Origin of the sequence: Bacillus cereus group sp. BfR-BA-01311 (assembly GCF_022664295.1) — a bacterium.
GTDB lineage: Bacteria > Bacillota > Bacilli > Bacillales > Bacillaceae_G > Bacillus_A > Bacillus_A cereus.
Map to the genome: position 1 here is coordinate 16,893 of NZ_JAKUHC010000006.1, position 19,871 is coordinate 36,763.

A 19,871-nucleotide genomic window follows, 5' to 3' on the forward strand; every position below is an offset into this window, starting at 1 on the left:
AAGCTTTCCTCACCTATCAAATTAAAGTTCTGAAAATTCGGTTAAAAGGAGTGTTAAAAATGGAAAAACGTATCGTTTGTTTAGCTGGTGATGGTGTCGGTCCAGAAGTAATGGAGAGTGCGAAGGAAGTATTGCATATGGTAGAAAGGCTATATGGACATCATTTTCATTTGCAAGATGAGTACTTTGGTGGTGTTGCTATCGATTTAACTGGGCAACCATTACCACAGCGAACACTTGCCGCCTGTTTAGCGAGTGATGCGGTTTTACTTGGAGCAGTAGGTGGACCAAGGTGGGATAGTGCGAAAGAAAGGCCTGAGAAAGGATTATTAGCATTAAGAAAAGGACTCGGTGTATTTGCGAATGTTCGCCCTGTAACGGTAGAAAGTGCAACTGCACATTTATCACCATTAAAAAACGCTGATGAAATTGATTTCGTTGTCGTTCGTGAATTAACAGGCGGAATTTATTTTTCTTATCCGAAAGAGCGAACGGAAGAAGTGGCGACAGATACACTTACGTATCATCGCCATGAAATTGAACGTATCGTTTCGTATGCTTTTCAATTAGCAAATAAGCGGAAGAAAAAAGTAACATCTATTGATAAAGCGAATGTTTTAGAGTCTAGTAAATTATGGAGAACTGTGACAGAAGAAGTAGCACTTCGCTACCTAAATGTGGAAGTAGAACACATTTTAGTAGATGCAGCAGCTATGGAATTAATTCGGAATCCAGGAAGATTTGACGTTATTGTAACGGAAAATTTATTTGGTGATATTTTAAGTGATGAGGCTTCAGTATTAGCTGGATCATTAGGAATGCTTCCATCAGCAAGTCACGCTGAAAAGGGACCTTCATTATATGAGCCTATTCACGGATCAGCACCGGATATTGCGGGGAAAAATAAGGCGAATCCAATTGCGATGATGCGTTCTGTTGCAATGATGCTTGGGCAATCGTTCGGATTAACGAGAGAAGGAGATGCAATTGAAGAAGCAGTTTCTGCAGTCCTTAAATCAGGGAAATGTACAGCAGATATCGGGGGGACTGAAACGACAACTTCATTTACAAAGGCAGTTATTCAAGAAATGGAAGAGCAAGCGTTAGTAGGGAGAGGAAGATAATGGGAAAAAGGTTACTAGATAAGCTTTGGGAAAGACATGTAGTTGCGACTAATGAAAATGGATTGGATTTATTATATATCGATCTACATCTTGTTCATGAAGTAACGTCACCGCAAGCCTTTGAAGGCTTGCGGCTTACAAATCGAACAGTCCGCAGACCAGATTTAACATTTGCAACGATGGATCATAATATTCCAACGAAAGATGTTTGGAATATTACCGACCGCATTGCGAAGCAGCAACTAGATACACTTCGGCAAAACTGTAAACAATTTCAGGTGCCATTAGCGGATATCGGAGATGAAGAGCAAGGGATCGTTCATGTAATAGGACCAGAACTTGGACTCACACAGCCAGGAAAAACGATTGTTTGTGGTGATAGTCATACAGCAACACACGGTGCTTTTGGCGCACTAGCGTTTGGTATTGGTACGAGTGAAGTGGAACATGTATTGGCAACGCAAACGTTATGGCAACGAAAGCCGAAAGCGATGGGCATTGAGTTAAAAGGAAAGTTACCGCAAGGTGTCTATGCGAAAGATATTATTTTACACCTTCTTTCAAAGTACGGAGTAGCAGTTGGAACAGGTTACGTAATGGAATTTTACGGAGAGGCCATTCATGCTATGGATATGGAAGAGAGGATGACGCTTTGCAATATGGCAATTGAAGGGGGAGCAAAGGCTGGCATTATTGCACCAGATGAAAAAACGTTTGCTTACGTAAAAGGGCGTAAATATGCACCGAAAGACTATGAATCTATTAAGGAAAAATGGTCAGAACTTTATACAGATTTAGATGCAGTTTATGATTTACATATTCTAGTAGATGTTACGGATTTAGCGCCGTACGTTACGTGGGGAACAAATCCTAGTATGGGTGTTCGGATCGATGAGAAATTGCCAGAAAAGCATGATGCAAATGATGAAAGAGCGTTTTCTTATATGGGATTGAGTCCCGGACAAAGTACGTATGACATTCCAGTTCAACATGTTTTCATTGGATCTTGTACAAATTCCAGGCTTTCTGACTTAGAAATTGCTGCATCTGTCGTGAAAGGTAAAAAAGTAAAAGAAGGTGTGCGAGCACTTGTTGTACCTGGATCTCAAAGGGTAAGAGAAGCAGCGATGCATAAAGGATTACATCGCATATTTGAAGAAGCTGGATTTGAATGGAGAGAGCCCGGATGCTCAATGTGTCTAGGTATGAATCCAGATCAAGTGCCTGAAGGAGAACATTGTGCCTCTACGTCCAATCGCAATTTTGAAGGAAGACAAGGAAAGGGAGCACGAACGCATTTAGTTAGCCCGGCAATGGCGGCAGCGGCTGCGTTATATGGTCATTTTGTTGATATTAGAAAGGAGAGTTATGATGGAGCCATTTCGTATTCATAAAGGTACTGCCGCAGTACTGATGAATGATAACATTGATACAGATCAAATTATTCCGAAGCAATATTTAAAGAGAATTGAAAGAACTGGGTTTGGGAAGTTTTTATTTGATGAGTGGCGATATGATAATAATCGCCAAGAAAACCCTAATTTCCCGCTTAATGCACAAGAAAGAAAAGGAGCCAGCATATTAATCACAGGTGATAATTTTGGATGTGGCTCGTCAAGAGAACATGCTCCATGGGCACTTGCTGATTATGGTTTCCGCGTTATTATCGCTGGAGGATTTGCCGATATCTTTTATATGAATTGTATGAAGAATGGCATGTTACCGATTGTAATGGATAAAGATATGCGTGAACAACTTGCTAAAACAGATGCGAGGGAACAAATTACAGTTGATTTAGAAAATGAAATAATTATAACGAATATGCATAGATTCCATTTTACAATCGAGAAAATGTGGAAAGAGAAGTTATTGAATGGTTTAGATGAAATTAGTATTACAATGCAATATGAACAAGAAATAAAAGAGTATGAAAGAAAAGTGGCTTTACATTAAAAAAAAGTGACGGAATATTAAAAATGTATTTACATTCAAAATTAACTGTTATATACTATGTGAAAATCAGAGGAGAAAGGGAGTAAGTATTATGAATACAATAAAATCTATTACAATGCTTACACAACTACATCATCATACATGAAACCCTTGAACCTAGCGTGAAAACGTGTAGGTACAAGGGTTATTCCCGTTGTACCTACACTCTACTGAAGAGCCTTGTAGGTATTTTGTCTACAAGGCTCTTTTTATTTTCGGCTTAGGTGAATGAAATAGGCATACATTAGAAGGGGAAAGGTGTGAAAATTTAGATGACAAAATGGAAACGGGCGAACCCGAATGGAACGAGAGATTATTTATTCGAAGAATGTACGTTAATTGAAGAAGTGGAGCAAAAATTAAGGCTTACTTTTTTAGAGAGAGGTTATGAGGAAATAAGAACACCTACAATTGAATTTTATGATGTTTTTGCATTTCAAAATAGACCGATAGATGAAGAGAAGATGTATAAATTTTTTGATGAAAAGGGAAGGATTATCGTTTTACGTCCAGATATGACAATTCCTTTAGCAAGAGTGATTGGAACACAGAGATGGGATACGCCACTTAAAGTGACGTATAGCGGGAATGTATTTCGAGCGAATGAATCCCATTCTGGAAAATATAATGAAATCGTACAAAGTGGTATTGAAGTTATCGGGATTGATAATGTAAGAGCTGAAATTGAATGTGTAATAAGTGTCATTCAAGCACTTCAAAAGTTGAATGTGCAATCTTTTACAATTGAGATTGGGCAAGTACAGTTATATAAATGTATTGTAAAAAAGCTCTCCATCCATGATGAAGAAGAAAGAGTACTTAGAACGTATATAGAAAGTAAAAATTATGCTGCCCTCTCAAATTTTATCGGAGAAAAGAAATTAGATCGATGCGATGAGACAGTAAGATTACTTGAGAAATTACCAAGGCTATTTGGAAATTTAGAAGTTATTGAGGAGGCAGAAAAGCTTGCTTCAAGTAATGAAATGAAAATGGCAATTGCAAGAGTAAAAGAAATGTATGAAACAATTGAAACGTTAGGGTATGCTTCTTACATATCAATTGATTTGGGCATGATTCAACACTTAGATTACTATACGGGTGTTATTTTCAAAGGATATATATATGAAATTGGAGAAGAAATCGTTAGTGGCGGAAGATACGATGAGCTAATTGGGAATTTTGGAGAAATGCTGCCAGCTGTTGGACTCGCGGTACAAGTAAATCAAATTGTGAAGGCGCTGCAAGAGCAGCAAGAACCATATGAACGAAATCAAATTGATATTGTGATTCATTATGAGTTAAATAGATTAGCGGAAGCAGAAAGGTTACGAAATTTACTTCGAAAGGATGGGAAAAATGCTTGGTTATCTCTATTCTCTAATTTAAGCGATACCTTTCAATTTGCAAGAAAAAATAAAATAGGAACGGTCGTTGAGGCAAAGAATGAATACTTAGTGGAATATGTATGGAATGAGAAATGGGTAGTCCAGAAAGAAGGAGAGGCTTCATGCGTAACATTCAAATTGCGTTAACGAAAGGAAGATTAGAAAAACATGTCATTCCACTTTTTGAGCAGATTGGAATTGATTGTTCCGAGCTCAAAAATAAAGGTCGGAAGCTTGTATTTCAAAGTAAAAATACAAATGTTTCATTTATTTTAGTAAAAGCGGTTGATGTTGCTACTTATGTAGAACATGGGGTAGCTGATATTGGCATCGTTGGAAAAGATATTTTAATGGAAAACGAGAAAGATATTTATGAAATGCTGGATTTAGGAGTGGGGATTTGTAAGTTTTGTGTTGCTTCTATTCCTACGTATAATCCGAAGAGTTACCGGAAGAAAAGAATCGCTACGAAATACCCCCATATTACTTCTACTTATTTTCATGATAAGGGAGAGGATGTAGAAATTATTAAGATAGAAGGTTCTGTAGAAATCGCTCCTCTTCTTGGATTGGCAGATGCGATTGTAGATATTGTTGAAACAGGAAAAACATTACAAGAGAATGGACTCATTGTATTTGAGGAAATGTACTTTATATCGGCTCGGATGATTGTAAATAAGGCAGCCTTAAAAACTAAAAAAGACGAAATATTCAGCATTATAAATATGATGGAGCAAGAAATCTTATCAGGGAAATAGGAGGATTTAAAATGGAAATCATTTATGAAGAATTTAAGGAGGCATTATCTAAAATAAAAGTGCTAAGAGAAAACGCTAATATAATAGAAGAAACTGTTCAAAGAAGTGTAAGAGAAATCATTAGACATGTAAGGGAAGGGAAAGATGAGGCTTTATCTTTCTATACAAAAAAGTTTGATGGTGTAGAGATGAAAAATTTTCGTGTAAGTGAAGAAGAAATACAGCAAGCGAGTATGTTTGTAGAGAATTCATTTTTAGAAGCTTTAAAAGAGGCGAAGAAAAACGTTGTTTCGTATCACGAAAAGCAAAAGAAGCACTCAATATTCGATTGTGAAAGTAAAGGGATAATTAGAGGGCAACTCATTCGGCCGTTAGAAAATGTAGGTGTATATGTACCGGGTGGGACAGCCTCATATCCTTCTTCAGTATTAATGAATGTATTGCCGGCGAAACTCGCAGGTGTGAAAAAGATTGTAATGGTAACACCGCCGAGGAAAGGAGGAATTGATCCACATATATTAGCTGCTGCAGATCTTGCGGGAGTAGATGAAATTTATACGATAGGTGGCGCACAAGCAATTGCTGCTTTAGCATACGGGACGGAATCGATTCCGAAAGTGGATAAAATAGTTGGACCGGGAAATTTGTACGTCGCTCTAGCGAAACGAGAAGTATACGGAATAGTAAATATCGATATGATTGCTGGTCCATCAGAAATTGTAGTTGTCGCGGATGAAACAGGTAATGCAAAATATATCGCAGCGGATTTATTATCGCAAGCAGAGCATGATGAGAGAGCAACGGCGATTTGTATTACAACGAATATGGAACTAGCTAAAGAAGTAGAAAAAGAGGTAGAAAGACAGTTAGAAACGTTACCAAGAAGTGAAATTGCACGTGAATCAATAAATAGAAATGGAGCCACCTTTATCGTTCCTTCTTTAGAGGAGGCGCTAAAGTTATCAAATGAAATTGCTCCAGAACATTTAGAGTTACATATAAAAGAACCAATGAATGCTCTAGATTATGTGAAACATGCAGGCTCTATTTTCCTTGGGCCATATTCACCTGAACCGCTCGGGGATTATTTAGCGGGACCGAATCATGTATTACCAACGAGCGGAACGGCAAGATTCTTTTCTCCGTTATCAGTCGATGATTTCATGAAAAAATCAAGTTTTATTTCTTATACGGAGGAAGCATTAAAAAATGTACAGCATCATATTGTAGAGCTTGCAAATAAAGAAGGGTTACATGCACATGCGAGAGCAATCCAAATAAGGTTTGAGGAGGAAAAATAATGCGTCAGTCCAGTCAAGCACGTGAGACGACAGAAACAAAAATTAAATTAAATTTGCAGCTTGATGAAAGTACAAATGTATCTATTCAAACAGGGGTTGGTTTTTTCGATCATATGCTTACTTTATTTGCTAGACATGGAAGATTTGGATTGCAGGTTGAAGCAGAAGGTGATGTATTTGTCGATGCACATCACACCGTTGAAGATGTTGGAATTGTACTCGGAAATTGCTTGAAAGAAGCATTGCAAAACAAAGAGGGAATTAATCGTTACGGTTCTGCGTATGTACCGATGGATGAATCTTTAGGATTTGTCGCAATTGATATAAGTGGACGCTCATATTGTGTATTTCAAGGGGAATTAACAAATCCGAAGCTCGGGGATTTTGATACAGAATTGACGGAAGAATTTTTTAGAGCAGTTGCACATGCTGCCAATATTACATTACATGCGCGCGTTCTATACGGAAGTAATACACATCACAAAATTGAAGCATTATTTAAAGCTTTTGGTAGAGCGCTTAGAGAAGCGGTCGAAAAAAATGCCAACATTACTGGTGTAAATTCAACGAAAGGAATGTTGTAATTGATTGCCATTATAGATTATGGAATGGGGAATATTCGCAGTGTAGAGCAAGCATTAAAATATATTGGCGCAGAGTACATTGTAACGAGTGATAAAAAAGAGATATTGAGAAGCGATGGCGTGATTTTACCGGGAGTAGGTGCATTTCCGAAAGCGATGGACGTATTAGAAGAAAGAGATTTAGTGTGTGTACTAAAAGAGGTTTGTGATATAGGAAAACCACTCCTCGGTATATGTTTGGGCATGCAGCTTTTATTTGAACGAAGTGAGGAACTAAAAGATTGTAGCGGGTTAGGTTTACTACCAGGGGAAATTCGTAAGTTAAAAGTTTCGTATAAAATTCCTCATATGGGATGGAATGAATTAAGGAAGGAAAGAGAATTTCCGCTTTGGAATGGATTAGTGGATGGTTCTTTCGTGTATTATGTTCACTCATATTACGCGGATTGTCCAGATGAAATTGTATGCGGAGTAAGTGATTATGGAATGCAAGTACCAGGGTTTGTCGCGAAAGGAAATGTATTTGGTGCACAGTTTCATCCAGAAAAAAGTGGCGAAATTGGCATGCAAATATTAAAAAATTTTCAAGGGGTGGTAGAAGCATGGAAATCTTCCCAGCTATCGATTTAAAAGAAGGACGATGCGTTAGACTTTATCAAGGAGAGTTTAGTAAAGAAACGGTGATGAATGAAGATCCAGTAGCGCAGGCGATCATATTTGAAAAGCTTGGAGCGGAAATACTACACATTGTTGATTTAGACGGTGCAATTGCTGGCGAGTCTTTAAATTTGCCCGTCATTGAAAAAATCTGCAAGGCGGTACGTATTCCTGTGCAAGTGGGAGGAGGAATTCGTTCACTTGTAACGGTGGAGAAGTTATTGTCAGCAGGTGTAGAAAAAGTGATTTTAGGAACAGCAGCTCTTTATGATAAGTCATTTTTAGAGGAAGCAGTTCGTCTATATAAAGAGAAAATCATTGTTGGAATTGATGCGAAAAATGGTTTCGTAGCAACGAGAGGTTGGCTTGATCTATCTGAAATTTCTTACGTTAGTTTAGCGAAACAAATGGAAAGTTTAGGTGTTCAAACGATTGTGTTTACAGACATTTCGAAAGACGGGACGCTTGCAGGTCCAAATTTTGAACAATTAGCGATACTTCAAAAAAGTGTGGGCATTCGTCTCATCGCCTCTGGAGGAGTGGCATCTATTCAAGATGTGAAAAAGTTAAATGATATGAATATATATGGTGTCATAATTGGAAAGGCGCTTTACGAGAAAACGATTGATTTAGAAGAAGTATTACAGGTAACGAAGTTATGTTAGCGAAACGAATTATTCCATGTCTAGATGTGAAAGAAGGGCGAGTCGTAAAGGGTGTAAATTTTATAGGATTACAAGATGTCGGTGATCCGGTTGAAATAGCTGAAGCATATAACGAGGCAGGGGCAGATGAAATCGTATTTTTAGATATTACGGCGACTCATGAAGGAAGAAAAACGATTATAGATGTTGTAGAAAAAACAGCAGCAAAAGTATTTATTCCTCTTACGGTTGGCGGGGGGATATCAAGTGTGAAAGATATGTACAATTTACTAAGAGTTGGGGCAGACAAAGTTTCAATAAACTCAGCGGCAGTGCGAAACCCGAAGTTAATAGAAGAAGGGGCAGAACACTTTGGATCACAATGTATTGTCGTGGCAATTGATGCTAGAAAAGTAGCAGAAGGTAAATGGAACGTATATGTCAACGGCGGAAGAGTTGACACAGGAATGGATGCCATAGAATGGGTGAAGCGTGTTGTTAAACTTGGGGCAGGTGAAATTTTGTTAACGAGTATGGATGCAGATGGAACGAAAAGCGGATATGACCTTCGTTTAACAGAAGAAATTTCAAAAAGTGTTTCTATTCCAGTCATCGCATCAGGGGGCTGTGGTCATACGGATCATATTATAGAAGTTTTTCAAAAGACAACAGTTGATGCAGCGTTAGCGGCATCCATATTTCATTATGGTGAGGCGACAGTGCAGAGTGTAAAGCGAAAATTAAGAGATGCAAATGTTGAGGTGCGGTTATGAAACCTAATTTTTCAAAAGGATTAATACCGGCAATTGTCATCGAAGAAGGTACGAAAGAAGTTTTAATGCTAGCTTATATGAATGAAGAAGCATATGAAAAAACGTTAGAGACGAAAAGAACATGGTTTTACTCTCGTTCGAGGCAGTCGTTATGGAATAAGGGGGAAACATCAGGGAATCTTCAATATGTGCAATCTTTATATTTAGATTGTGATCAAGATTCAATTGTTGTGAATGTGAAACAAGTAGGACCTGCTTGTCATACGGGGGAGAAGACATGTTTTCACTATCAAATTATATAGGGGGATACATATGGAAAATGCCTTTAAGTTGCTGTATAAAACAATTGAAGAACGAAAGGAAAGCCCACTTCCTGAATCGTATACAAATTATTTATTTTCAAAAGGAGAAGATAAAATTTTAAAGAAGATTGGTGAAGAGTGTGCTGAAGTAATTATCGCATGTAAAAATAATGATAAAGAAGAAGTAGTGAAAGAAATGGTTGATGTATTTTATCACTGTTTCGTTTTATTAGCTGAAAAAAATATTGCATTGGAAGATGTCATGCGAGAGGTGAAAGAACGAAATGGAAAGCTTTCGAAAGTTGGGGATAGAAGGGAAATAGATATATTATAAGGGGAAATGTATATGAAAGTAGATTATCATCTTCACTTAGAAGAAGGACCGTATTCAATAGGATGGCTTGCTAAAATAAATGAAGCATTGGAATGTTATGAACCGCTTCAAGAAAGGCATTCTATTGATTGGCTTATGAAAACACAAGAGCGTTTGCAAAAGCGTGTGAAGGAAGGGCCATTTACAACAGAATGGATAGATCTATATTTAGAAGAAGCTGTGCGAAAAGGAATAAAAGAAGTGGGAATTGTTGATCATCTATATCGTTTTCATGAAGCAAAAGGATATTATGAAAAATATGTAGATATTAGTGATTCTAAGCTCGGTCGTATACAGAAAGAATGGTTAGATCAAGTAAGGGTAGTTTCACTGTATGATTTTACAAAGGCGATTGAAGAGGCGAAAGAACGATGGGGGAAAAGAGGTGTTACACTTAAACTTGGAATTGAAGCGGATTATTTTATTGGTTGTGAAGGAGAGTTAAAAGAATTATTAGCACTAGGAGACTTTGATTATGTAATTGGTTCCGTTCATTTTCTAAATGGCTGGGGATTTGATAATCCAGATACGAAAGAATATTTTGAGGTGCATGACCTACGCGCATTATACGATACGTTTTTTAAAACAGTTGAGAGTGCGATTCGTACCGAGTTATTTGATATTATCGCTCATCTTGATAATATAAAGGTATTTAATTATCGATTGGATGAGAATGAACAGCTTTCTTATTATAAGGAAATTGCATGTGCGTTAGTAGAAACGAATACGGCAACAGAAATAAATGCAGGATTATACTATCGTTATCCTGTTCGTGAAATGTGCCCAAGTCCACTATATTTACAAGTATTAGCTAAGTATGGTGTTCCAATTACGATTTCTTCGGATGCCCATTACCCAAATGATTTAGGGAATTATGTACAAGAAAATGTACAAACATTACGAGCTCACGGTGTTACTCAGGTTGCAACATTTACGAAGCGAGCAAGAGTAATGAGGTCGCTTGAAGAAGAAGTAACAAATTCAAAATGAAACGCAATTTTTTGATGAAAACTGTCCTTTTTGTTCAAAATAAGAAAGAATGAAAAGGAGGGTAAGAAATGGCGAAACAACAAAATAAACAAAATGTACAAGGTGCACAGCAACAAGCTTATACTTCTGAAACGAATGCTGCATCTCAATCGGTTATTGAGGAGCAAATTAGCGATACGGTTGCAGAAGGAACTATTGATGTGAAGCTCGGAAAAGAATCGCAGGAAAAAGCGTAAGAAGAGGGGAGAGTTGCATCTCCTCTTTTTTCATGGAAAAGTGTCGATTTTCAAAACTATAATCAAATTCCTTGGTTTTTATATGTGGATTTCTTACAATGAAATATAAGAGATGTCTTATTTTCTATAGAAGAGGTGTTAGTAGTGGCAAAAATATTAGTAGCGGGAAAAATTCCGGAAATTGGATTAGAACTATTAAAAGATCATAATGTAGAAATGTACAATAAAGAGGAGTTAATTTCTATAGATGAATTAACAGAGCGTGTAAAAGATAAAGATGCATTGTTAAGTTTACTTTCGACAAAGGTGCCAAAAGAAGTTATTGATGCAGCGCCTCATTTAAAGATTGTTGCAAACTATGGTGCTGGTTACGACAATATTGATTACACGTATGCGGGGGAAAAGGGAATTGCAGTTACGAATACACCGAAAGTATCAACGGAAGCGACTGCAGAATTAACATTTGCACTTCTTTTAGCAGCGGCGCGCAGAATTCCTGAAGGGGATACGTTATGTCGTACGACTGGATTTAACGGATGGGCACCGTTATTTTTCTTAGGACGAGAAGTCCATGGTAAGACAATCGGAATTATAGGTCTTGGAGAAATTGGGAAGGCTGTTGCAAAACGTGCGAAAGCATTTGGAATGGATGTTTTATATACAGGGCCAAATCGTAAGCTTGAAGCTGAAAGTGAACTGGGAGCAACGTATGTGACGTTGGAAGAATTATTACAAACAGCAGACTTTATTACAATTAACTGTGCTTATAATCCAAAATTACATCATATGATTGATGAAGAGCAGTTTAAAATGATGAAGAAAACAGCGTATATTGTAAATGCTTCACGTGGACCAATTATGAATGAAGCAGCACTTGCTCATGCATTAAAAACGAATGAAATTGAAGGAGCAGCTCTTGACGTGTTTGAATTTGAACCGAAAATTACAGAAGAGCTAAAAGAATTAAAGAATGTAGTACTTGCTCCACACGTAGGAAATGCAACATTTGAAACTCGTGATGCGATGGCTGAAATGGCTGTCAGAAATATTTTAGCTGTATTAAACGGCGAAGAGCCAGTAACACCTGTAAATCAAAAGGTATTAGTTACAAAATAAAAAGAAACCTTCCGGACTCGGAAGGTTTTCTTATTTTTCTTTATTCGCTTTTTTAGACGGTCTTTGTCTAATGAATTGAGATAACATGTACAAAATATATAGTGGAATGGCAATGAATAAGAAAACAGAAAAATTTCCAAATCCTGTTTGATACATTGTAATAATGATTCCAACTAAAAATAGTGTAATAATGATGCTATATCGTGGAATTGGTACATCTTTTAAACTTGGGATACGAATGCGGCTCACCATTAAAAATGCGAACGTTACAAATACGGTAATAAGAACGATTTTTGGAATGGTATGTGAAAATAATGTTAAGAAAGCAACAAGCCCTCCCGCTGCTGTAATCGGTACTCCAGTGAAATATTTCATTGAAGTAGAAGATGGTGTTACATTAAATCGTGCTAAACGATATGCTCCGAAAAGAGGGAATAATCCCGCTATGTATAATCCAATGATTCCGTAGTTTGAGAAAGATGTGTAATACATTAAAACAGCTGGTGCTGCACCAAATGTTACGACATCTGCAAGCGAGTCGAGCTCTTTTCCCATTTGTGAATCAACACGTAATAAACGAGCAACACGACCATCAAGACTATCTAACATCATCCCGATAAGTACTAAAATAGCAGCTGATTTATAATATCCTAAAGATGCATAGCCGATAGATAAAAATCCGCTATATAAATTTCCGAGCGTAAATAAGTTTGGAATAGCTGCTCTATACAAAATCTGATCCCTTGCTTTCTGTAATAAATTCTTAATTAGTGTATGAAAGTTTACTTATTTTATCATACCATAAATTTATTCCTCATACGAAAGAAATTACCAATTTGTGAAAGATTTCATAGAAGGATGGTTTGAAAATTAAGTGAAAATAAAAAGAGGAAGCAACTTGTATAAAGTTGCTTCCTTTACTATTCAAATTTCGTTGTCATCGTTCCAGTTTTATATCGATTATTAGGATCGAAGCGTAATAAATCTCCATAAATTAATTTGTCGGAGAGTTTTAATTCTGTTTTTGCTTTTTCAATATACGGCTGACATAGCGTCATGTCAGCTTCTTCACCCGTACTTCTTTTGTAGCACATATTTTTTGTATAAACATACTCTTCAGAAACAAAGCTACCATCACGCATTACCATAAGCGGGTCTTTTTCTTTAATAAATAAGTCAGTTCCAAATTCAACGGATTTATTTGTTTTAATACCAAGTAAATGAAGGAGCGTTGGCTTAATATCAATTTGACCGGATACTTTAGAAACAACTTTTCCTTTTTGGCCAGGCACATGAATAATAAGAGGGACTCGTTGTAATTGCATAGAATCGAATGGTGTAATAGTATCTTTTCCTAGGAACTGTGCCATAGCTGCATTATGGTTTTCGGAAATACCGTAATGATCACCATAAATGACAATAACGGAATTATCATACAATCCTTCTTCTTTTAATTGTTGAATAAATAATTTAAGAGCTTCATCTGTGTAACGAACAGTTGGGAAGTAGCGGTTTACAACACCACTTTCCGAGTTGAATTCGTCAACATATTGATCTTCCGGATTTAGAAGAAACGGAAAATGATTTGTTAATGTAATAAATTTTGTATAGAAAGGTTGCGGTAAAGATTTTAACTTTGGAATAGATTGTTCAAAAAACTCTTTATCTTTTAATCCCCAACCGACAGACATTTGCTCCGTTCCTGCGTAATCATTTAAATTAAAATAACGATCATATCCAAGCGCAGGATACATTACATCGCGATTCCAAAACGTTTTATCGTTTGAATGGAAGACGGCAGAAGAATATCCGTATTTCTTTAATTGTTCTGGTGTCGCTGTGTATTCATTTGTTGCATGAGTAAAGAATACAGAACCACGATCTAGCGGATAAAGTGAGTTTTCAACGATAAATTCAGCATCAGAAGTTTTGCCTTGTCCAGTTTGATGATAGAAGTTATCGAAATAGAAACTATCCTTAATAAATTCATTCAAAAATGGTGTAATTTCTTTTCCATTTATTTTTTTATTAATAACAAAGCTTTGTGTAGATTCCATTGAAATTAAAATTACATTTTTACCTTTTGCAGCTCCAAATAAGTTTTTATCAACTTGCTTGTCTTTTGAGTCTGTATAGTTTTTAATTTCAGAAAATCCATCCCCACTTGCAAATACACGCTCAGCTGAAGACTTGGATTGAAGCGTAATATCAAATAGATGATATGTGTATAAACCTAAATTCTTCACGACAGTTTGACGGTCAAATGAGCGTGAGAACATTTGTGGTTTATAAATAACTGATACAACAATTTGTAGTGCTAATAAAGCTGTTACACCGCTAAAGAAAGTTCGCTTCTCTGAGCGGGAAAGTGGTGTTTTGTCGCCAAATGATGGGAATTTACGCGAAATAAACATTAAAATAATTGCATCTGCAAATAAAAGTAATGTTTTGTACGTAAAGAGTTCTTTTATACTTGTCCCTAAATCAGCCATATTGTTTGTTTGGAATAAAACCGGGAAAGTAACGAAATCGTTATAGAACCCATAAAACATTGCGTTTCCAAATAAAATAAATGACAGTATAAAACTGATTCCAATTATAATTCGGTTTCGGTGCTTAGATGCAAGTAAAGCTAAGCCAAAAAATAAAAGTAACGCAGCTAGTGGATTGATAAAAAGCATGAATTCTTCAAAGAAATTATCAATTTTAATATCAAATGCTAGCTTGTACACAATATATGTTTTAATCCATAGTAAAACGACTGCAACGAGTGCAAATCGCAGTTTTGGAAACAGGTGTTGTAGCATAATATACTCCTCTCCTAAAAAGCATGACAGTTCTTGTGAGTCAGTTTGCTTAACGACTCGTTTTATATATACGAACAGTCCTTTGTTATTATGATTATTATACTATGAGTATCATTATACGAAAATAAAAGAAGGTTGTGGGCTTTTTTATAATAATCGAGTAGAAAAAGAGTGGTGGGAGACAATAAAACAGAATTTCTATGTATGATAATTATCGTACGCAGAAAGAATCGCGTGATAATACGGAGGTTATAATGCGAAAATTATTATATTTTATAGCATGCAGTAGTGTTATACTTTTTACTTCACCGAGTGTGTCGGTAGCCCAATATGATGCACCTCTTATGGAAGATGCACTTTATTCTGTTTTATTTCCAAAAATAAATAAAGCAATTGAAAAACAATATGGAAGTTTGAAACCTTATCAATGTCCTAAAATTATTAGTTTAAAAAAAGTGTATAGCGGTACATATTTATTTCAAGCAAGTATTGAAGTGACAAAGTATGAACGTGTTGCTGGGAAAATTGCTCCACCATTTGAGAAGGTAACGATTACATTTAATAACGAAGAAGGCGAATGGGAAGTGACAAAGATTTCGGTAAAGCGCTTACCAAATGATACGAAACTAAACTGTAAAAAAATAATATAAAAAATTGTTTGACAAATAAAATGGTCCTTTGGTATTGTTAATAGCAACAATTAGATGTTTGAAAATTAAATAGACTTACCTCATCTACTCTCAAAGGTAGAGGCCGCGATAGGAAAGAGTAAGCTATGGGAGATTTAATGGAATCTGTGATCATAGGTTGAAAGGGACTATTGCCGAAATATAAGAATAACCATCTTATTCATATATTGGGACTGCATTGAATAAATGTAGTACTGTCATAAGATTTATTTTATGGAGAGCTATTTGGAGATGTTGATGCGGTTTCTTATTTTGAGGAGATAACAACTCGTTTATTTTTTCAATATATATTTTTCCTAATAAGAAACGCGTGTGAACATTGTTCCGCGCGTTTTTTGTCTATCTAAAAGCGTGCTGCAATGAATAGAAGATTGGGGTTATGAGTTTTAGAGGAAATAAGGGAGGAATTTAAATGTATTTACACGGCACAAGCCGAATTAATGGGCAAGGACACTTAGAAATTGGAGGGTGCGATACGACGCAGCTAGCAAAGCAATACGGAACACCACTTTATGTATACGATGAAGAGTCTATTCGAGGAAAATGCCGAGCATTTCATCGTGCTTTTAAAGAAAGTGGTTTCTCTTATCAAGTAGCATATGCAAGCAAGGCGTTCTTGTGCATGGAGATGTGCCGAGTAGCTCGTGAAGAGAATATGTCATTAGACGTTGTTTCTGGGGGAGAATTATATACTGCGCTCCAAGCAGGATTTCCGGCATCACGTATTCATTTTCATGGAAATAATAAAACAGAAGAAGAAATAGTGATGGCTCTTCAGGCGAATATCGGTTGTTTTGTTGTAGATAATTTCTTTGAATTAGAAGTTTTACACGATTTAGCGATGCAACATGGGAAATTTGTGAACATATTAATTCGTGTAACGCCTGGAGTAGAGGCGCACACACATGAATATATTACAACAGGTCAGGATGATTCGAAATTTGGATTTGGTGTTTCAAATGGTCAAGCAATGCAGGCAATTGGATTTGCTTTACAAAAATCCAATTATAATGTGCTAGGGATCCATTCACATATTGGGTCGCAAATATTTGAAACAGCTGGTTTTGTTCGAGCAATTGAAGTTCTTCGCCAATTTTTAGAAGAAGTGAGAGAGCAAACAAACTATGTAGTAAAAGTGTTAAATGTAGGCGGGGGATTTGGAATACGTTACACAGAGTCGGATACACCATTAACTCTTGAGACATATGTGCGAGCTGTAACAAGTGCAGTGAGAGAACAATTTACTCTATGTGAATATCCATTGCCAGAAATATGGATTGAGCCAGGCCGTAGCATTGTAGGTGATGCTGGGACAACAATTTATACAGTTGGATCTGTGAAAGATATTCCTGGTATTCGGAAATATGTATCAGTCGATGGTGGAATGACAGATAATTTAAGACCTGCTTTATATAATGCGCGTTATGAAGCGATGTTAGCGAATCGAGCAAATGATGAGAATGAGGAACTCGTTTCGATTGCCGGGAAATGCTGTGAGAGTGGAGACATGTTGATTTGGGATATTCATTTACCGAAAGTCGCTGCTTCTGATTTACTAGCAGTTTCCTGTACAGGAGCATACGGGTACTCGATGGCGAATAATTACAATCGGATTCGAAGACCAGCCGTTGTCTTTGCAAAAGGCGGAACATCGCAAGTAGTTGTGGAACGCGAAACATATGAAAATATTATTGGGAACGATCGCATACGTATTAAAGAGCTTGTCTAAATAGGAAAAGGAGTTGTTCGAATGGGCAATTCCTTTTTTATAAAATAAAATAATTAAAATATATCGGAAAACTAGGATTGAAAAAAATCAGAATTGTGATAAAATACAAATACAAAGCTTATCAAGAGAAGCGGAGGGAACTGGCCCGAAGAAGCTCGGCAACCTGCTTATAGAAAGCAAGGTGCTAAATCCAGCAAAATGGGATCCATTTTGAAAGATAAGGTAAAATATATTACCGAACAGTCTTTTCGAAATGGGAAAGATTTTTTTTATGAATAAAAAGGGGGGCTGTTCGCGTGAGTGTACGGGAACATTTTGATGAAGTATCCGAGAAGATTGAAGCGATGCTTGCTGATATGAAATATGGTTCAATTACAATTGTTGTGCAAGATGGAAAAGTAATTCAGTTAGAGAAAAGTGAAAAAGTACGTTTAAAGTGAAAAGCGCTGACTAGAAAAACTAGAGGCGGTTTTAACCTATTTTCATTAGGTTAAAACCGTCTTTTTGCTTTTACAGGGGGAAAAAACATGTTGACGTATGAAACGTGGGAAGAAAATGTTGTTTCGTTTTCGGAAGAAGATGAAACAAAAGGCGCGTTATCAGTATTAAATTGGGCTTATGAAGAGTATAAAGATGAAATCGTCTACGCATGTAGCTTTGGGGTGGAAGGTATGGTATTGCTGCACCTTATAAACCAAGTAAATCCATCTGCTAAAGTTGTATTTTTGGATACAAATGTTCATTTTCAAGAAACGTATGAATTAATTCAAAAAGTGCGGGAACGATTTCCTTCATTGAATATTATAGAAAAACAGCCAGAACTTACACTTGATGAACAGGCGAAGTTGCATGGTGAAAAACTGTGGGAGAGCAATCCGAATCTTTGTTGTAAGATTAGAAAAATTTTACCTTTAGAAAAATCATTAGTCGTTGAAAAAGCATGGATATCGGGCTTAAGAAGGGAACAATCAGAAACACGTAAGCATACAAAGTTTATAAATCAAGATCATCGTTTTCAATCTATTAAAGTTTGTCCACTCATTCATTGGACGTGGAAAGAAGTTTGGCGATATGTATACAAACATAGCTTGCCGTATAACCCGTTGCATGATATTGGCTATCCAAGTATTGGGTGTGAGAAATGTACGTTACCTGTAGGGGATGGTGGCGATTCAAGAGATGGTAGATGGGCTGGGAAAGTGAAAACTGAATGTGGTCTTCATTACCAATAAGATGAATCTTGAAATAAAGCTAAGAGAGGATATAGAAAAATGAGCATAGTAAACGAATTAGTAAACCGTATAGATGAGACATATGACGTATCACAAATTGAAAAAGAAATTAAATTAGACAATATTGCGTTAAGTGATTTAGAACTATTGGCGACAGGTGGATATAGCCCCCTTACTGGTTTTTTAGGGAAGGAAGATTATGATTCAGTTGTAGAAACGCTTCGTTTAGCAAATGGTAGTGTGTGGAGTATACCAATTACATTACCGGTAACAGAAAAAGTCGCAGAAAGCCTGAAGGCTGGAGAGGAAGTAAAGCTTGTCAACAATGGAAATATATACGGTGTCATTCAAATAGAAGATATTTTTGTACCAGATAAAGAAAAAGAAGCGTTACTTGTATATAAAACAACGGATGAGGCTCATCCAGGAGTGAAAAAATTATATGAACGACCAAACGTTTACGTTGGAGGAACTATTATTCTAACAAAACGCTTTGAAAATAATCAATTTCCTTCTTATCATTTAGACCCAATTGAAACGAGGGAAGCATTTAAAAAACGTGGGTGGAAAACAGTGGTCGGATTTCAAACGAGAAACCCGGTACATCGTGCCCATGAGTATATTCAAAAATCTGCTCTTGAAATTGTAGATGGTCTCTTTTTAAATCCGCTCGTTGGAGAAACGAAATCGGATGATATTCCTGCTGATGTAAGAATGGAAAGCTATGAAGTACTTCTTCAAAACTATTATCCGAAAAATCGTGTCTTTTTAAGTGTATTTCCTGCTGCCATGCGTTACGCAGGACCAAGGGAAGCGATATTTCATGCGTTAGTAAGAAAGAATTTTGGATGTACCCACTTTATAGTAGGGCGTGATCATGCTGGAGTAGGAGATTATTACGGAACGTATGAAGCGCAAGAAATCTTCACAAATTTTACGATAGAAGAGTTAGGAATTACACCACTATTCTTTGAGCATAGTTTTTACTGCACGAAATGTGAAGCGATGGCTTCAACGAAAACATGTCCGCACGGAAAAGAAGATCATGTTATTTTATCGGGTACGAAAGTAAGAGAATTATTAAGAAATGGTGAGATTCCGCCAAGTACATTTAGTCGTAAAGAAGTAGTGGAAGTGCTAATTAAAGGCTTGAAAAAAGAAGTAGTAACAGAATAG

Annotated in this window: 22 protein-coding genes and 2 riboswitches; of the genes, 20 read left to right on the forward strand and 2 right to left on the reverse strand. The window is 36.6% G+C overall.

The features are described 5' to 3' along the window. The first annotated feature begins 59 nt into the window (after positions 1-59). The 15 genes from leuB to MR136_RS15730 all read left to right on the forward strand — a co-directional run bounded on the left by leuB (position 60) and on the right by MR136_RS15730 (position 12,238). Entirely contained in the window at positions 60-1,124 is a 1,065-nt protein-coding gene (gene leuB / locus MR136_RS15660; protein WP_017673045.1) for a 3-isopropylmalate dehydrogenase, read from the forward strand. Then, entirely contained in the window at positions 1,124-2,518 is a 1,395-nt protein-coding gene (gene leuC / locus MR136_RS15665; protein ID WP_000518109.1) for a 3-isopropylmalate dehydratase large subunit, read from the forward strand. The genes leuB and leuC overlap by 1 nt, the downstream gene beginning before the upstream one ends. Then, the gene (gene leuD, locus MR136_RS15670; RefSeq protein ID WP_000433187.1) at positions 2,496-3,077 is read left to right on the forward strand and encodes a 3-isopropylmalate dehydratase small subunit; all 582 of its coding nucleotides are present in this window, start codon (positions 2,496-2,498) and stop codon (positions 3,075-3,077) included. The genes leuC and leuD overlap by 23 nt, the downstream gene beginning before the upstream one ends. A 311-nt stretch (positions 3,078-3,388) precedes the next feature. After that, positions 3,389-4,651: an ATP phosphoribosyltransferase regulatory subunit gene (locus MR136_RS15675; protein WP_017673044.1), complete on the forward strand. Its 1,263-nt coding sequence runs from the start codon at positions 3,389-3,391 to the stop codon at positions 4,649-4,651. Further along, a complete protein-coding gene (gene hisG / locus MR136_RS15680; protein WP_001244493.1) occupies positions 4,627-5,262 on the forward strand; it encodes an ATP phosphoribosyltransferase in 636 nt (211 codons plus the stop codon). Before MR136_RS15675 ends, hisG begins: the two co-directional genes overlap by 25 nt. 11 nt (positions 5,263-5,273) lie before the next feature. Beyond that, positions 5,274-6,563 carry a histidinol dehydrogenase gene (gene hisD / locus MR136_RS15685; protein WP_017673042.1) on the forward strand — a complete coding sequence of 430 codons (1,290 nt, stop codon included), beginning with the start codon at positions 5,274-5,276 and terminating at the stop codon, positions 6,561-6,563. After that, a complete protein-coding gene (gene hisB, locus MR136_RS15690; protein WP_001249949.1) occupies positions 6,563-7,147 on the forward strand; it encodes an imidazoleglycerol-phosphate dehydratase HisB in 585 nt (194 codons plus the stop codon). Before hisD ends, hisB begins: the two co-directional genes overlap by 1 nt. Next, the gene (hisH, locus tag MR136_RS15695; RefSeq protein ID WP_000560360.1) at positions 7,148-7,777 is read left to right on the forward strand and encodes an imidazole glycerol phosphate synthase subunit HisH; all 630 of its coding nucleotides are present in this window, start codon (positions 7,148-7,150) and stop codon (positions 7,775-7,777) included. It abuts the gene before it with no gap. After that, entirely contained in the window at positions 7,750-8,469 is a 720-nt protein-coding gene (hisA, locus tag MR136_RS15700; protein WP_000402298.1) for a 1-(5-phosphoribosyl)-5-[(5-phosphoribosylamino)methylideneamino]imidazole-4-carboxamide isomerase, read from the forward strand. The genes hisH and hisA overlap by 28 nt, the downstream gene beginning before the upstream one ends. Beyond that, a complete protein-coding gene (hisF, locus tag MR136_RS15705; RefSeq protein WP_242259519.1) occupies positions 8,463-9,221 on the forward strand; it encodes an imidazoleglycerol phosphate synthase cyclase subunit in 759 nt (252 codons plus the stop codon). Before hisA ends, hisF begins: the two co-directional genes overlap by 7 nt. Continuing rightward, complete coding sequence (gene hisI, locus MR136_RS15710) at positions 9,218-9,523, forward strand: phosphoribosyl-AMP cyclohydrolase (protein WP_000803961.1); 306 nt, start codon at positions 9,218-9,220, stop codon at positions 9,521-9,523. Before hisF ends, hisI begins: the two co-directional genes overlap by 4 nt. Positions 9,524-9,533: 10 nt before the next feature. Next, a complete protein-coding gene (gene hisE, locus MR136_RS15715) occupies positions 9,534-9,857 on the forward strand; it encodes a phosphoribosyl-ATP diphosphatase (RefSeq protein WP_017673039.1) in 324 nt (107 codons plus the stop codon). 12 nt (positions 9,858-9,869) lie between these two features. After that, positions 9,870-10,886 carry a histidinol phosphate phosphatase domain-containing protein gene (locus tag MR136_RS15720; protein ID WP_061456961.1) on the forward strand — a complete coding sequence of 339 codons (1,017 nt, stop codon included), beginning with the start codon at positions 9,870-9,872 and terminating at the stop codon, positions 10,884-10,886. A gap of 68 nt (positions 10,887-10,954) precedes the next feature. Beyond that, positions 10,955-11,122, forward strand: coding sequence for a YozQ family protein (locus MR136_RS15725; protein WP_001118878.1), 168 nt, complete (start codon positions 10,955-10,957; stop codon positions 11,120-11,122). Positions 11,123-11,266: 144 nt separating this feature from the next. Continuing rightward, complete coding sequence (locus MR136_RS15730) at positions 11,267-12,238, forward strand: NAD(P)-dependent oxidoreductase (protein WP_001062858.1); 972 nt, start codon at positions 11,267-11,269, stop codon at positions 12,236-12,238. Between the two features lie 30 nt (positions 12,239-12,268). On the opposite strand, the gene pssA is transcribed toward MR136_RS15730, so the two are convergent. Further along, positions 12,269-12,970, reverse strand: a complete 702-nt coding sequence (gene pssA, locus MR136_RS15735; RefSeq protein ID WP_000285417.1) for a CDP-diacylglycerol--serine O-phosphatidyltransferase — start codon at positions 12,968-12,970, stop codon at positions 12,269-12,271. A gap of 188 nt (positions 12,971-13,158) precedes the next feature. Continuing rightward, complete coding sequence (locus tag MR136_RS15740) at positions 13,159-15,045, reverse strand: LTA synthase family protein (protein WP_061456962.1); 1,887 nt, start codon at positions 15,043-15,045, stop codon at positions 13,159-13,161. Between the two features lie 254 nt (positions 15,046-15,299). Here MR136_RS15740 and MR136_RS15745 point away from each other — a divergent pair, with 254 nt between their 5' ends. The 5 genes from MR136_RS15745 (at position 15,300) to sat (ending at position 19,871) form a co-directional block, all read left to right on the forward strand. After that, on the forward strand, positions 15,300-15,695 hold the full coding sequence (locus MR136_RS15745) for a DUF3888 domain-containing protein (RefSeq protein ID WP_031312108.1): 396 nt from the start codon (positions 15,300-15,302) through the stop codon (positions 15,693-15,695). 89 nt (positions 15,696-15,784) lie between these two features. Continuing rightward, a riboswitch (Lysine riboswitch) is annotated at positions 15,785-15,966 on the forward strand. A 180-nt stretch (positions 15,967-16,146) separates the two neighbouring features. Next, positions 16,147-17,463 (forward strand): diaminopimelate decarboxylase, encoded by a 1,317-nt coding sequence (gene lysA / locus MR136_RS15750; RefSeq protein WP_017673037.1) that lies wholly within the window; start codon positions 16,147-16,149, stop codon positions 17,461-17,463. Between the two features lie 115 nt (positions 17,464-17,578). After that, positions 17,579-17,687, forward strand: a riboswitch (SAM riboswitch). A gap of 72 nt (positions 17,688-17,759) precedes the next feature. Further along, entirely contained in the window at positions 17,760-17,903 is a 144-nt protein-coding gene (locus MR136_RS15755) for a YezD family protein (protein WP_000116158.1), read from the forward strand. Between the two features lie 87 nt (positions 17,904-17,990). Next, positions 17,991-18,695: a phosphoadenylyl-sulfate reductase gene (locus MR136_RS15760; protein ID WP_017673036.1), complete on the forward strand. Its 705-nt coding sequence runs from the start codon at positions 17,991-17,993 to the stop codon at positions 18,693-18,695. 39 nt (positions 18,696-18,734) lie between these two features. Next, positions 18,735-19,871 carry a sulfate adenylyltransferase gene (gene sat, locus MR136_RS15765; RefSeq protein ID WP_000029491.1) on the forward strand — a complete coding sequence of 379 codons (1,137 nt, stop codon included), beginning with the start codon at positions 18,735-18,737 and terminating at the stop codon, positions 19,869-19,871.